The following is a 13,164-nucleotide window of genomic DNA, read 5'->3' on the forward strand; positions in this document are numbered from 1 at the left end:
CGGCGTGGGTGGCCCGCGTCAGTCGGTTTCGGGGCGCTGGCCGGGGTTCGTCGCGGGCTCGTCCAGGTGCAGGACGCGGGTCTGGTCCGGGTCGGGGCTCGCAGACTGGGCGCGGGCGTCCTGCAGGGCCGCCGTCAGGGCCGCGTTGATCCGGGTCCCGCCGCGCTTGAAGCCCAGCTGTTTGCGGGCCTCCTCCGCCACCTGCTCCTCGGTGCGCAGCAGCGTGTCGGACTCGATCCACCGGATCAGGTCGACCAGGAGCTCGTGCGGGTATTCGGCGATCGGGCGGCCGGGGGCGAACACCGGCTTCGGGGCGGGGCGATGATCCTCATCAGGGGACGGTTCGGCCGCCGAGGGCTGCAGGTCCAGCACCACTGTGGGCTCGTCCGTGCGGCGGGCCTCCACCGCCGCCACCGCCTCGTCATACGCGGCCCGCGCGCGAGTGGTCTCCGCCACCGGGTCGGCGAACCAGTCCGTGGACCAGATCCGGTGGAAGCGCCAGCCCAGGCGCTCCAGCTGCTCCTGGCGCAGGCGGTCGCGGTCGCGGGCCGTGCTCGCGGAGTGGTACGTCGCGCCGTCAGCCTCGATGGCCAGGACCATCTCGCTGGGGTCGCTCGGGTGGGCGCAGGCGAAGTCGATCGAGTAGCCGGCCACGCCGAACTGGGGCGTCACCGGGATGCCCGCGGCGGTCAGGCGGTCACGCACGTCCGCCTCGAAGGCGTTCAGCGGCGGGCGGTCCGCGGCCGCCGGGGACAGCGACGTGCCGCCGGACTCCGCGTATTCCAGATATGACCGCAGCAGGCGGACGCCGTCGCTCGTCGAGCGGGCCGGGTCCATGTCCGCGGCCGTGAACGAGCTGACCAGGGTCATGCGGCGGCGGGCCCGGGTCACGGCGACGTTCAGGCGGCGCTCGCCGCCCGGCAGGAGCAGGGGGCCGAAGCGGTACAGCAGGCGGCCCGAGGCGTTCTTGCCGTATCCGATCGACAGGATGATCGCGTCGCGCTCGTCGCCCTGGACGCGCTCCAGGTTCTTCACGAAGAAGGGCTCCGCGGCCGTGTCGGCGAAGAACGGGTGCAACTCGCGACGGGCCGACAGCGCCCTGCGCAGGGCGAGGTCGATGCGTTCGGCGTGGGTGATGCCCATCGTGATGACGCCCAGGGACTCGTTCGGGCGGATCTGGGCGTGCTGGAGGATCAGCTCCACCACCCGGTCGACCTCGGCGGTCACCGAGTCCGGGGCGGCCTCGTCGGCGACGGCGGAGACGTGGACGTGCTGGAGCGTTCCGTCGCCGGCCACGCCCGGGAAGGTCACCAGGGAGCCTTCGTAGATGTGGGCGTTGGAGAAGCCGATCAGGCGGTCGTCCTGGCTGCGGTAGTGCCAGCGCAGCAGGTAACCGGGCAGCAGCGCGGTCAGCACGTCCAGGATCGACTCGTAGCCGGAGGTCAGCGAGAGGTCGATCGAGCCGTCGGGGTTGACGCCCAGCGGGTCGGCCGCGGTGCCCTCCTCGGCCGCGGTGAAGAACGACGTCGGCGGGAGCTGGTGCTCGTCGCCGGCGACCACGATCTGGCGGCCGCGCAGCAGGGCCGGCACGGCGTCCGCCGGGGTCACCTGGCTGGCCTCGTCGAAGACGACCACGTCGAAGAGGTCGGCCTGGGGCGGTAGCAGCTGGGAGACGACCAGGGGGCTCATCGCCCAGCACGGGCGCAGGGCGGTGAGCATGTGCGGGGCCGTGGCGAAGAGCTGGCGGATCGGCAGGTGGCGGCGCTTGAGGTTGGCCTGGTGCTCGACCAGGCTGCTCTCGTCCGGGTACTGGTCGCGGGTGTGCGTGATGTGCTCGGCCACGGCGCGCAGGACCCGGGTGGCGGTGGCGTCGATGTGGCGGCGGTCGGCGTCGCGGAACTCGGCGACCGTCCGGGCGTGCAGCGGGCCGTCGAAGGCGCCGACGCGCGGGTCGGTGAAGTTCAGGTGCTGCAGGATCGAGGCATACCAGCACGCGTCGAAGACCGCCGCTGTCTGGTCGGCGTCTGCCCTGCGGGCCTGCAGGTCCTCGACCAGCTGGTGCAGGCCCGCGTTCGCGAAGGACTCGGCGAGCTCGTTCATGCGCGGGACGCGGCGCAGCGTGCGCTCGTCGGCGGCCAGGCTCGCCAGCCCGCGGGCCAGGCGGTCGAGGTCGAGGGTGAGCAGCGGGATGTGAGCGCAGTACTGCTGAAGCTCCTGCACCTGCCGATCGAGCAGGTCGAACGCGGCGCGGGCGCGCGGGAGCTCGGACGGCTGGCGCGGCGTCCCGCCGTCGGCGGCCATGCGCGCCCACTGCTCGCGCTGGGTCTGGGCCGCGGTGAGGCCCTCGAAGAGCTGCCGGCGACTGGGGTTGCCGCTGCCGCGCCAGAGCTGCGCGGCCCGCTTGCGCATCTTGCGGCGGGTCCACCAGCCCGCGTCCGCGCCCGGCCGGCCGGCGTTGGCGCGGCGCCACTGCGCGTCCGCGGCGGAGGCGATGTGCGGGTCGAGCTCGGCTTGGTACACCTCCGGCTTGAACGAAACCAGCGTGGCGGCGACCTGGCCGAGGAAGGCGAACAGGGCACGCCAGCCGGCGACGTTGACCGGGCGGTGCAGGCCGGTCTGGGCGGCGACATACTCCAGCGCGGGGCGCGCCTCCGGCAGCGTCCGCCCGGACAGGCGCTCGGCGAGGTCGAACGCGGCCTCGGCCTCCTGCGGCGTGCGCACGCTCGCGCCGATCCACCCCGACTGCTGCTCGGTGAGCGCGAAGCCACCGAGCGTCGCGTAGTCGCGCAACTGCTCGCGCAAACGCCGGGCGTTGGCCGCGTCGAGGTTGGCCAGCACCGGGCCGCGCAGCCGGACGGCGGTCATCGGGTGGACGACCGCGGCCAGGCGCATCATCTCGGACTGGGCCTGGAACGCCGAGACGCCCCACGGCTCGCGCACCTGGTGCATCGCGTCGTCGTGGTCGTTGAGGGCGGCGCGGCGGGCCGCCAGGGTCTCGTGCAGGACGCCGAGGTCGGGCTGGGCGATGCGGGCCGCCGAGTCGAACGCGGCCTTGAGGTCCGCCGCGACCTTCCTGCGCGAGGTCGTGCCGTCGTGGACATCCATCACCAGGTTGCCCAGGCCGCGCCGGGCCAGCCGGTCGGTCACGGCGGTGATCGCGGCGCGCTTCTCGGCCACGAACAGCACCCGCTTGCCCCGGGCGACCAGCGAGGCGATGAGGTTGGCGATGGTCTGGCTCTTGCCGGTGCCGGGCGGGCCCTTGATCACGCTGTGCTGGCCGGCCAGGACCGCGTTGATCGCGTAGTTCTGCGAGGAGTCGGCGTCGAGGACCAGGAACTCGTCCTCCGGCGGGATCCAGTCCGGGTCGCGCAGGGCGATGCCACCACCCGCCGGACGCAGCGCCGCCTGGGCGTCGCGGTCGCCGGCGATCGCGGCGATGACGTCGTGCTGGACCAGCGCGCGGGCGGCGACCCGCAGGTCGGTGACCATCGGCAGCTTGGCGTAGGAGAACGTGCCGAGCACGAAACGGGGGCTGACCGTGAAGCCGCGCACGCGGCCGGCGGCCTCCTTCACGAGCCGCTCGTACAGCGGCTGCGGATCGAACCCCGCGGTGTAGCTGACCAGCTCCTCGAGCTCGTCGGCGTCGACCCGCACGCCGAAGTCCTCCTCGAGCAGCTGCAGCAGCGTCGGGTTGAGCTCCAGGTCGCCCTGCAGGGTGAGGTCGAAGTCGTCCTCGGCGGCGCCGCGGGCGCGCAGCTGGGCCGAGCGCAGCAGCACCGGGGCGGCCGGGGCGGCGCCGGAGCCGGGCGGCTGGGTCCAGGTGGCGCTGCCGATCGCGGCGAAGCAGGTCTCGATGCCCCGCTCCTCGGTGAGCTCGCGCGCCTTGTTGCGGATCGTGCGGGCCCGTTTGATCGCGGTGGCGTGCGCCTCCCGGTCGGCGAAGATCTGGCCCAGTGGCAAGGTGCGGCCGCCGAGCAGGGCCTGCAGGGCGACCGGGTCGGCGGCGCTCAGATCCAGGGTGCCCACGCGCAGGTCGCGGTAGTACAGCAGCGTGTTGCGGCCGCCGAGGTCGATCAGCTGTGACCGCCAGCGGCGGGCCGCCTCCTGCACCAGCGTGCCCCGCCGGTCGAGCGCGTCCTCCACGGTTGCGAGCGTAGCCGTCCTGGCAAGGAGGCCCGGGCCAACCGAACAGCCGCAATAGATGAAGAACCTTTACTGTTAAGAAACCTTCGCGTAGGCTGCCCGCCAAGGGCGCCCGAACCCCCCTTCTACCCGAGGCAGGACCATCGTGCGGAGACTGCGAATCGGGGTGATCGCGGCTGCCCTGGCAACAGTCGCGGCCACCGTCATCTCTCAAGCGCCGGCGTTCGCCGCGGCCGCCACCGCGACCTTCGTCAAGACCTCGAGCTGGGGCACCGGCTACGAGGCGAAGTACACGATCACCAACGGCACCGCGTCGACGATCAACGGCTGGACGGTCGCGTTCGACCTGCCGTCCGGCACCTCGGTCAGCTCGTCGTGGGACGGCAACCGGACCGGCTCGACCGGCCACATCGTCGTCACCAACAGCTGGAACGGCACGATCGCACCCGGCGCCACGGCCAGCTTCGGCTTCATAGCCGCGGGCAGCGGCGACCCGGCGAACTGCACGCTCAACGGCGCCTCGTGCTCCGGTGGCACCACGACGCCGGGCGCCCCGTCCGCGCCGGGCGACCTGCGGGTGACCGCGACCACGAATACGAGTCTGGCGCTGGCGTGGAACGCGTCGACCGGTAGCCCGACCGGGTATCGCGTCTACGAGGGCGCCACGGTGCGCGCCACGGTCACCACCACCAGCACGACGGTCTCCGGCCTGACCGCAGGCTCCACCCACACGTACACCGTCAAGGCGTACAACGCCCAGGGCGAATCGGCGGCGTCGAACAGCATCACCGCCACCACCACCGGCGGCACCACCAACCCACCAGCCGGGTTCGCCGCCGCACCCTACCTCTACCAGTGGGGCGACCCACCCAACCCACAGACCATCCAGTCCGCCACCGGCATCACATGGTTCACCCTCGCGTTCGTCCTCGCCAACGGCGGCTGCACCCCCGCCTGGGACGGCAACCGGCCACTCACCGGCGGCGTCGACCAAACCGTCATCAACCAGATCCGCGCCGGCGGCGGCGACGTGATCCCATCCTTCGGCGGCTGGAGCGGCAACAAACTCGGCCCGAACTGCTCCACCCCCCAAGCCCTCGCCAACGCCTACCAAACCGTCATCAACGCCTACAACCTCAAAGCCATCGACATCGACATCGAAAACACCGACGAATTCGAAAACGACACCGTCCGCAACCGCATCGTCGACGCCCTCAAAATCATCAAACAAAACAACCCCAACCTGAAAGTCATCGTCACCTTCGGCACCGCCACCACCGGCCCCGGCTACTACGCACAACAACTCATCAACCGCGCCGCATCCACCAACGCGAACATCGACATCTTCACCATCATGCCCTTCGACTTCGGCGGCGGCGCCAACATGTACACCAGCACCGTCAGCGCCTCCGAAGGCCTCAAAACCATGCTCAAAACCGCATTCGGCTGGAACGACGACACCGCCTACCGCCACATGGGCATCTCCGGCATGAACGGCCTCTCCGACCAACAAGAACTCACCTCAGTCGCATACTGGCAACAAATCCGCGACTACGCCCAAACCCACCACCTCGCCCGCCTCGCCTTCTGGTCCGTCAACCGCGACCGCCCCTGCCCCGGCGGCGGCGTCGTCTCCAACTGCTCCGGCATCACACAAAACAACTGGCAATTCACCCAGATCACAGCCACATTCACCGGCTGACGATCCGCCGCGGGGGCTGACGCCGGTTACAGCGTCGGCCCCCGCCGGTCGGGGTGGCGGCCCAGCCAGTTGCGATACCGCTCGTTGCGGCACCGCGTTCGCGTAGGACTCGATCGCGTAGGCCCAGACCTGGCCGGCCAGATCCGCCACCGGCCCGTCGGGCAGCCAGCCCAGCATCTGCCGCCAGTGCAGCGGCGTATTGGCGATCGGCATGGTGGTCAGCCCCGCGATCGGCCGCAGCGTCGCCTGGCACAGCCCCACCGCGTCGCCGGACTCGATCAGGTCGATCGCGCCGCGGACCTCGGTCTCGAAGAGCACCTTCGGCGTGAACCCGGCCCGCGCGCAGGCCGTCGCGTGGCAGGCCGAGGAGCAGCCGTCGCCGGGTGCGGCCACCCACTGCGCGTCGGCGCTCCACGTCGTCCCGCCCGGCCAGCTCGTGCTTCTCGGGCAGCAGCAGGAACACGGGGTCGGCGGCGATCACAGGCCAGGCCGGTGTCGGTGGCCGGCGGGGCGTCCCCGCACGCGCCGACCAGCACGAAGTCGAGCTTGCCGGCGAGCACGAAGTCGCCGAGCTCCGCCGTGGACCAGGACGCGTGCGTGGTGACCTGGGCGGCCGGGTGGTTGCTGGTGATCCGGTGGACGAGGCCACCCAGGATCGGGCCGTTGACCGCGCCGATCCGGTACCGCCCCGCCGGCCCGGCCGCGCCGGCCAGCCGGGTCGCCTCGTCCTGCAGCCCCTTCACGGCCGGCAGCAGCACCCGGGCCCGGGCCAGCACCAGCTCCCCCAGCGGCGTCGCCCGCGCGCCGCGCCGGTCCCGCTCGAACAACGCACCGCCGAGCGCGCGCTCGATGCGCTGCAGCTGGGCGGTGAGCGCCGGCTGGGCCAGCCCGAGCGCGGACGCGGCCCTGGTCACGCTGCCGGCGTCCGCGATCGCGCATACGACCCGCAGATGCCGCAGCTCCAGTTCCATAACTAGGTCGGTTCCAGCCGAGGAATACATCGAGAGATGTCGCTTTATGAAACCTTCAGACTTGCACATACCCCCAGGGGGTATATAGTGGCCGACATGGAATCCCTGACCCGCCAGGCCGTGACCGCCACGCTGCACTGCCTCACCGGCTGCGCGATCGGCGAGATGCTGGGCATGATCGCCGGCACCGCCCTCGGCTGGGGCAACGCGGCCACCGTCATCCTGTCGATCGCGCTCGCCTTCGTGTTCGGCTACGCGCTCACGCTGCGCTCGGTGCTCGCCGCCGGCCTGACCCTGGGCGCGGCCCTGCCGGTGGTGCTCGCCGCCGACACGGCCTCGATCGCCTCGATGGAGATCGTCGACAACGCGGTCGTCCTGGCCGTCCCGGGCGCGATGGACGCCGGCCTGACCAGCCCGCTGTTCTGGCTGAGCCTGCTGGCCTCGCTGGCGATAGCATTCGCGGTGACGGTGCCGGTGAACCGGTTCCTGATCGCCCGGGGCCGCGGCCACGCGGTCGTCCACCAGCACCATCACCACTGATCGCAACCACTGCTTCACTCCGCGCAAGATTGATAGATCCAACTTTTTCGCGTGTGTTAAGGTGGGTTTGAGCAGCGCGCCACCGCCTCCGGGATCCGATTCGTGGCCACGCGGTTCTCGCTACTCTGTTCTCGCTACTCTTGGAGCGGTGATCAACCGCTGGGCCGCCGCCGGGTCCGCATCCGCCGGCGCGCTCGGCGTGGCGGGGCTGACCTGCGCCGTCGCCGGCTCGGCGGCCTCCGCCTACGTGTCCGAGTCCGGGGTGCCCGGCGCGCCGCACGCGGGGCTCTACCAGGCCAGCATGATCCTGCTGGCGGCGTCGCTGGCCCTGCTGGCCCTCCCGGGCCGCCGGGCCTGCGTGCTCATCGGCGCGTCCCTGACGCTCGCCGCACCGCTGGCCGCGCTGTCCGGGGTGGTGCACTGCAGCCCAGGCTGCCCCCTGCCACCGTACGAGACCCCGGCGCCCCGCGACCTGGTCCACGCGGCCGCCGCGATCGGCGCGCTGCTGCTGTGCGCGCTGGCGATCCTGCTGTACTCCCTGCGGCCTCCCCCGCTGCGGTGGACCGGCTTGGTCGGGGTCGTGATCGCGTACCCGCCGCTGCTGCTCTCCGCCGGCGGCATCCTGTTCGCGGGGCGTTCGCTGTTCACGGGCATGACGGAGCGGGCGGCCCTGATCGGCGTCTCGGCCTGGGTCGTCCTGACCGCGATCCACCACGCCCGGAGGGACCGCGCCGACGCCGAGATCGCCATCGGCGCCCGGGATCCGCGCGCCGATAGCGCCCGGGATCCGCGACCATGAGGGAAGACCCAGCGCCAGGCACGGGGCGAGGGCGGACGGTTGTGGTCACCGGGGCCAGCGCCGGGATCGGGCTCGCCGCCGCGCGCCGGTTCGCCGCGCGGGGAGACCGCCTCATCCTCCTCGGGCGCGACGAGCGGCGGCTGGCCGCGGCCGGGGGCGAGCTGCCCGGCTCGCAGACCGTGCGGGCCGACTTCGCCGACCTCGGGCAGGTCCGGGCGGCCGCCGCGCGGATCGAGCAGCTGTGCGAACGCGTCGATGTGCTGGTCAACAACGCCGGTGGGCTGTACCGCGGCCCGCGCGCCCTCGTCGTGAACCACCTCGCCGGCTTCCTGCTCGCCCACGAACTGCTCGAACGGCTTCGCGGCGGGCGGATCGTCACCACCGCGTCGCTGGCCGAGGCGTGGGGCGTGCTCGACGTCGACGACCCGCTCAAGGATTCGATCGGGCATCGGGCGCGGTGGCTCGCGTACGGGTCGTCGAAGCAGGCGAACATCCTCTTCACCAGGGAGGCCGCCCGGCGGTGGCGGCCGCACGGCATTCTGCCCACCGCGTTCTTCCCCGGGCTCGTACGCAGCCGGTTCGCGTCCAGCAGCCCGCTGTTCATGCTGGCCAAGCCGATCCCGGGGCTGTTCAGCTCGCCGGAGCGGGCCGCCGGGACGCTGTGCTGGCTCGCCGACGCGCCGGCTGGTGACCTGGTCCCCGGCGGGTACTACTTCGGGCGCGAGCTCTTCCCGGCCACGCCGCGCTCCACCGACCCGGGCCGGGCCGCCCGGCTCTGGGACGCGTCGCTCGTCGCGACCGGGCTCGGGTGAGGCAGCGAACCCCGACGGGAGGCGGAGGCTACCTGACCGGCTGGGGAGCGAACGTGTGAGGCAGCGGATCCGGCGGGAGGCGGAGGCGGGGGCTACCCGACCGGCTGGGGAGCGAAACCGTCCAGCAGGACCCGGAGGCCGAACTCGAAGAGGGCGTCGTCCTGCTCGGTCTCGGCCTTGCGCACCTCGGGGGCGCGCTCCAGGCTCATCGCGCTGCCGCGCACGAAGTCGGCGGCGGTCGCGGCCAGGTCGGGCAGGGTCGGCGCGGGCAGGCCGGTGCCGGCCAGCGCGCGGACCGCCCACTCGGTGTGGGCGACCACGTGCGGGGTGTCCTCGGGCTGGCTGAAGGTGACGGCCTCGGCGAGCCAGGCGTGCTTGCGGTACATCTGCCACTGCAGCCGGCACAGCCGCTCCAGCTGCGCCCGCCAGTCGCCGGTCGGGCGCTTCGGCGGCGGGTGCTTGGAGAAGATCGTGTCGGCCATCACGACCTCGAGGTGGGCGCGGTCACGCACGTAGTGGTACAGCGACATGATCCGGGCGTCGATCGCCTCGGCCACGAGCCGCATGGAGACGCCCTCCAGGCCGCCGGCGTCGGCGAGCTTGATCGCGGCGCGCACCATCCGCTCGCGGAACTTCGCGCGATACTCCTCGCGGGGCGGCGGCGGGGGGCTCCAGGCGGCGGCGACCTCCGGGGCCTGCTCGGTGACCCGGATGCCGTGATGGCCGTGCACCTTCTCGGCGAGGCCCTCCTGTCGCATCAGCAGCATCGCCTTGTAGGCGGTGGCCATCGTGGCTTCCCAGTCGCGCATGATGTCGTGCGCGGTGGGGTAGTAGTCGCCCGGCTTCAGATCGCCCGCGATGACGCGCTGGCGCAGATCCGCGACAATCTCCGTCGCAAACCGCGTCACACCCGCCTCCCCACCCGCACCGAATTGCCCCAAAACCCAGAACTCTACCGCCCAAAACCCGAAGTCTAACCGCGTCAGTCCGGCAGCGGGATCTCGCCCCAGGCCGCGTCCGGGCCGGGGTTGGCGGTGAAGTCGTAACGCACCCCCGGCTCGCCGATCGCGATCAGGGCGGCGGAGCCGGAGCCGTACAGCAGGCCCTCGACCTCCTTGCGCACCAGCAGCGGGCGCACGGCGGCGCCGGTGAAATCCCCGCCGGCGAGCAGGGCGATCCAGTCGCCCCACGCCTGCGCCGGCGGCAGGCCGGGCTTCGGGTCCGGGCTCGCGGCGGCGCGCAGCGGGGCGAAGTCGTTGACGTCGACGCCGTGGTTGACGATCACGTGGTCGCCGGGCTCGAGCAGGCGATGGGTGACGTTGACGCCGTCCCAGGAGGTCACGGCGACCTCGGTGGGCTCGGCGCGCACGAGGTGGAAGGCGTCGAAGGAGCGCAGCACGTCGTCGTCCGGCGGGAACGAGGCCAGCGGGAGCGAGCCGCGGGTGGGTCGATCGCCGGCCGGAGGCAGCGGCGGGAAGCCGTTGAGCAGGGCCGTCACGCTCGGGCGGGCCGGGTCCACGGCCAGCCAGGTGCCGCCGGCGGTGCTGTCGCGCCCGCCGAAGCGGCCGGGCCAGTGCTCGGCTGGGGGCTCCCAGGGGCGGGCGAGGTACTCGTCGCGGACAGCGGCCAGCAGCACGGGCCAGGCGGCGTCGGGGTCGAACCGGAGGAGCACGGTGCACATGGGACCGAACGTTATGCCCCGCCGAGCAACGGCACTCGGGCGGTCAGCCAATCCGCGAACTCGTCCGCCGGCAGCGGCTTGGAGATGTAGTACCCCTGGACCAGGTTGCAGCCCTCCTGCCGCAGGTGGTGCAGGGTCTGCTCGTCCTCCACGCCCTCCGCGACGACCATGAGGTCCAGGGCGTGGCCGAGCTGGACGGCGGAGCGCACCACGGCCCGGTCGCGGTGGTCGACGGCGATGCGCTGCACGAACGAGCGGTCGATCTTCATCTCGTGGATGGGCAGCTCGCGCAGCCGGCCCAGCGACGAGTAGCCGGTGCCGAAGTCGTCGATGGCGAGCTTGACCCCGAGGGCGTGCAGCCGGTCGAGGATGACCAGCGCGCCGGTCGGGTCGGCCATGATGCTGCTCTCGGTGATCTCCAGGGTCAGGGCGCCGGCCGGGACCCCGGCCTGGCCCAGCAGGCGGGCGACGATGTCGGGCAGCTCGCACTCCTGCAGGCTGTTCGGCGAGAGGTTCACGGCCACGTGCATGTCGTGTCCCATGCGCCGCCAGGCGGCGCAGCGGCGCAGGGCGACCTCCAGCACGTGCAGGGTCAGGGGGCGGATCAGGCCCGAGTGCTCGGCGAGCGGGATGAACTCGTCCGGCGGGACGAAACCGTGCACCGGGTGGTGCCAGCGGGCCAGGGCCTCGGCGCCGACGACCACGCCGGTCGCGGTCTCGAGCTTGGGCTGGAAGACCACCACGATGTCGCGGCGCTGGATCGCCTCGCGCAGGTCGGCGACCATGGCCAGCCGGCGCGGGCTGTTGCGGTCGTCGTCGCTGGTGTAGACGCGCACGCGGGTGTGGGTGTTCTTCGCGACGTACATCGCCACGTCCGCGCGCTGGATCAGCGTCTTGGCGTCGTGGCCGTGCTCGGGGGCGAGCGCGATGCCGATGCTCACCCGGGCGTTGAGCCGCAGGTGGCCGATCGGCACCGGGTACTCCATCGCCGCGTCGAGGTCGTCGCCGACGGTGATCGCGGCCTCGTGGGTGGCGATGCCCGGCAGCAGTACCGCGAACTCGTCGCCGCCGAAGCGGGCGACCGTGCCGCGCTCGCCGAGGCGGACCTGCAGCCGCTCGCCGACCTGGCGCAGCAGCTGGTCGCCGACGTCGTGGCCGAGGGCGTCGTTGACGTCCTTGAACCGGTCCAGGTCCATGAGCAGCACGGCGAGCGGGGTGCCGGCCTCGCGCAGCCGGTCGGTCAGGGCCTGGAAACGCTGGCGGTTGGGCAGGCCGGTGAGCGGGTCGTAGAGGGCCAGGCGCTCGTTCTGCTCCACCTCCCGGCGCAGGTCGTCCAGGAGCCGGGCCTTGGCCAGCGACACGCCGGCGTGGTTGGCCAGGGCCTGGAACAGCCGCACGTGCCGCTCGCCGAAGGTCGGGATGTCGGGAAGGCTGCCGGCCACGAGGAGCACGCCGGTCGCGCCGTCGTTGAGCTGTACGGGCACCGCGATGCCGTCCTCGGCCGAGCCGGCCAAGCGCGAGCCCTTGGCCACCAGCACCGGCTCGCCGTGGCGGGCCGGCTGCCACCAGGCGGTCTCCGGCAGCGCGTCGAGGGTGCTGCGGTCCAGGGTGTGCCGGCCGTGCATCCGCAGCCGGACGTGGGTGCCGCCGGGGCCTGGGGCGATGAGCTCGGCCCGCTCGGCGCGCAGCTGGTCGCGGGCCTGCTCCAGCACGATCCGGGCGACGCCGCCGGTGTCGAGCGGGCCGTCGAGGGCGCGCGTGAACGCGTACAGCTCCTCGACCTGCTGGTGGCCCTGGCTCTGCTCGACGTAGGCGCGGTAGGCGCGGTACGTGACCGCGGAGACGACCGCCAGCAGCGCGATCGCGCGGGCGTCGCGCTCGATGGCCAGCGCGCTGATGAGCCCGATGCTGGTGGTGATGGCGACGAGCGGCAGGCCCCGCAGGGCCGACGGCAGCCGCTTCCACTCGGTGGGGTCGTCGTGCAGCGCGATCACGGCGGTGACGAGGACCGCGGCGATCACGTCGGAGATGAGCATGACGAGCAGGACGTTGAGCCACTCGCGCGGCCCGGTCGCCGGCGCCGGCCCGGACAGCGCGCGCAGCAGCACCGCCGCGGCCGTGGTCTGCACGCCGAGCAGGGCGACGTTGAAGCCGAGCTTGATCCCGCGCTGGCGGCGCAGCAGGGCCAGGCCGATGATCCCGCCGATGAGCCGCACGCACAGCAGCAGCGTCGCGTCGACGGAGAGCAGCCCCAGCACCATCGGGATCTCGCTGAGGCTCATCGCGTGCCCGCCGCGGCGCACGCGTACGTGCACCGCGAAGCCCTCGGTCAGGGCGAAGGCCACCGTCAGGATCGCCAGCGGCACCGGCTCGGGGTCGCCGGGCAGCCCGACGGTGCGGATGCGCACGGCGTGCCACGCGATGGTCGCGACGCCCAGCCAGAGGCTGAGCGCCACGACCCGAGCGTCCGGGCGACTCCACCCACGTGCTTTCTTCATCATCGCCCTGATTTGTGG

8 protein-coding genes and 2 pseudogenes are annotated in these 13,164 nt (G+C 72.6%); 5 read left to right on the forward strand and 5 right to left on the reverse strand.

What is annotated here, in order from left to right; genetic code table 11:
- Window positions 1–18: 18 nt before the first annotated feature.
- Entirely contained in the window at window positions 19–4,143 is a 4,125-nt protein-coding gene (locus tag ACQPY0_RS54930; RefSeq protein WP_432980575.1) for an AAA domain-containing protein, read from the reverse strand.
- A 166-nt stretch (window positions 4,144–4,309) separates the two neighbouring features.
- Between ACQPY0_RS54930 and ACQPY0_RS54935 the strand changes: the two are divergent.
- Both ACQPY0_RS54935 and ACQPY0_RS54940 read left to right on the forward strand, forming a co-directional pair.
- Window positions 4,310–4,609: pseudogene (locus ACQPY0_RS54935) on the forward strand (cellulose binding domain-containing protein); the annotation flags it as partial.
- A gap of 111 nt (window positions 4,610–4,720) precedes the next feature.
- Window positions 4,721–5,845, forward strand: a complete 1,125-nt coding sequence (locus tag ACQPY0_RS54940) for a fibronectin type III domain-containing protein (RefSeq protein WP_432995823.1) — start codon at window positions 4,721–4,723, stop codon at window positions 5,843–5,845.
- A gap of 26 nt (window positions 5,846–5,871) precedes the next feature.
- On the opposite strand, the pseudogene ACQPY0_RS54945 reads toward ACQPY0_RS54940, so the two are convergent.
- A pseudogene (locus ACQPY0_RS54945) lies at window positions 5,872–6,816 on the reverse strand (LysR family transcriptional regulator).
- Window positions 6,817–6,912: 96 nt separating this feature from the next.
- Here ACQPY0_RS54945 and ACQPY0_RS54950 point away from each other — a divergent pair.
- The 3 genes from ACQPY0_RS54950 (at window position 6,913) to ACQPY0_RS54960 (ending at window position 8,967) form a co-directional block, all read left to right on the forward strand.
- Window positions 6,913–7,356, forward strand: a complete 444-nt coding sequence (locus tag ACQPY0_RS54950; RefSeq protein ID WP_432980578.1) for a DUF4396 domain-containing protein — start codon at window positions 6,913–6,915, stop codon at window positions 7,354–7,356.
- Between the two features lie 148 nt (window positions 7,357–7,504).
- Complete coding sequence (locus ACQPY0_RS54955) at window positions 7,505–8,155, forward strand: DUF998 domain-containing protein (protein WP_432980581.1); 651 nt, start codon at window positions 7,505–7,507, stop codon at window positions 8,153–8,155.
- A 41-nt stretch (window positions 8,156–8,196) separates the two neighbouring features.
- Window positions 8,197–8,967 carry an SDR family NAD(P)-dependent oxidoreductase gene (locus ACQPY0_RS54960; RefSeq protein WP_432980584.1) on the forward strand — a complete coding sequence of 257 codons (771 nt, stop codon included), beginning with the start codon at window positions 8,197–8,199 and terminating at the stop codon, window positions 8,965–8,967.
- A 92-nt stretch (window positions 8,968–9,059) separates the two neighbouring features.
- Here the strand turns inward: ACQPY0_RS54960 and ACQPY0_RS54965 are convergent, their stop codons facing one another.
- From ACQPY0_RS54965 to ACQPY0_RS54975, 3 genes are all read right to left on the reverse strand, one after another.
- A complete protein-coding gene (locus ACQPY0_RS54965) occupies window positions 9,060–9,875 on the reverse strand; it encodes a TetR/AcrR family transcriptional regulator C-terminal domain-containing protein (RefSeq protein WP_432980587.1) in 816 nt (271 codons plus the stop codon).
- A 74-nt stretch (window positions 9,876–9,949) separates the two neighbouring features.
- On the reverse strand, window positions 9,950–10,648 hold the full coding sequence (locus ACQPY0_RS54970; protein ID WP_432980590.1) for an NRDE family protein: 699 nt from the start codon (window positions 10,646–10,648) through the stop codon (window positions 9,950–9,952).
- An 11-nt stretch (window positions 10,649–10,659) separates the two neighbouring features.
- A complete protein-coding gene (locus ACQPY0_RS54975; RefSeq protein WP_432980593.1) occupies window positions 10,660–13,104 on the reverse strand; it encodes a putative bifunctional diguanylate cyclase/phosphodiesterase in 2,445 nt (814 codons plus the stop codon).
- Between the last annotated feature and the right edge of the window lie 60 nt (window positions 13,105–13,164).

The organism is Dactylosporangium sp. CA-233914 (assembly GCF_050942935.1).
Classification (GTDB): domain Bacteria; phylum Actinomycetota; class Actinomycetes; order Mycobacteriales; family Micromonosporaceae; genus Dactylosporangium.

What these genes read in the sequence shown, in the direction of transcription:
- ACQPY0_RS54950 (WP_432980578.1), top strand. Translation starts at nt 6,913, where the DNA reads ATGGAATCCCTGACCCGCCAGGCCGTGACCGCCACGCTGCACTGCCTC.
- ACQPY0_RS54970 (WP_432980590.1), bottom strand. Translation starts at nt 10,648, where the DNA reads ATGTGCACCGTGCTCCTCCGGTTCGACCCCGACGCCGCCTGGCCCGTG.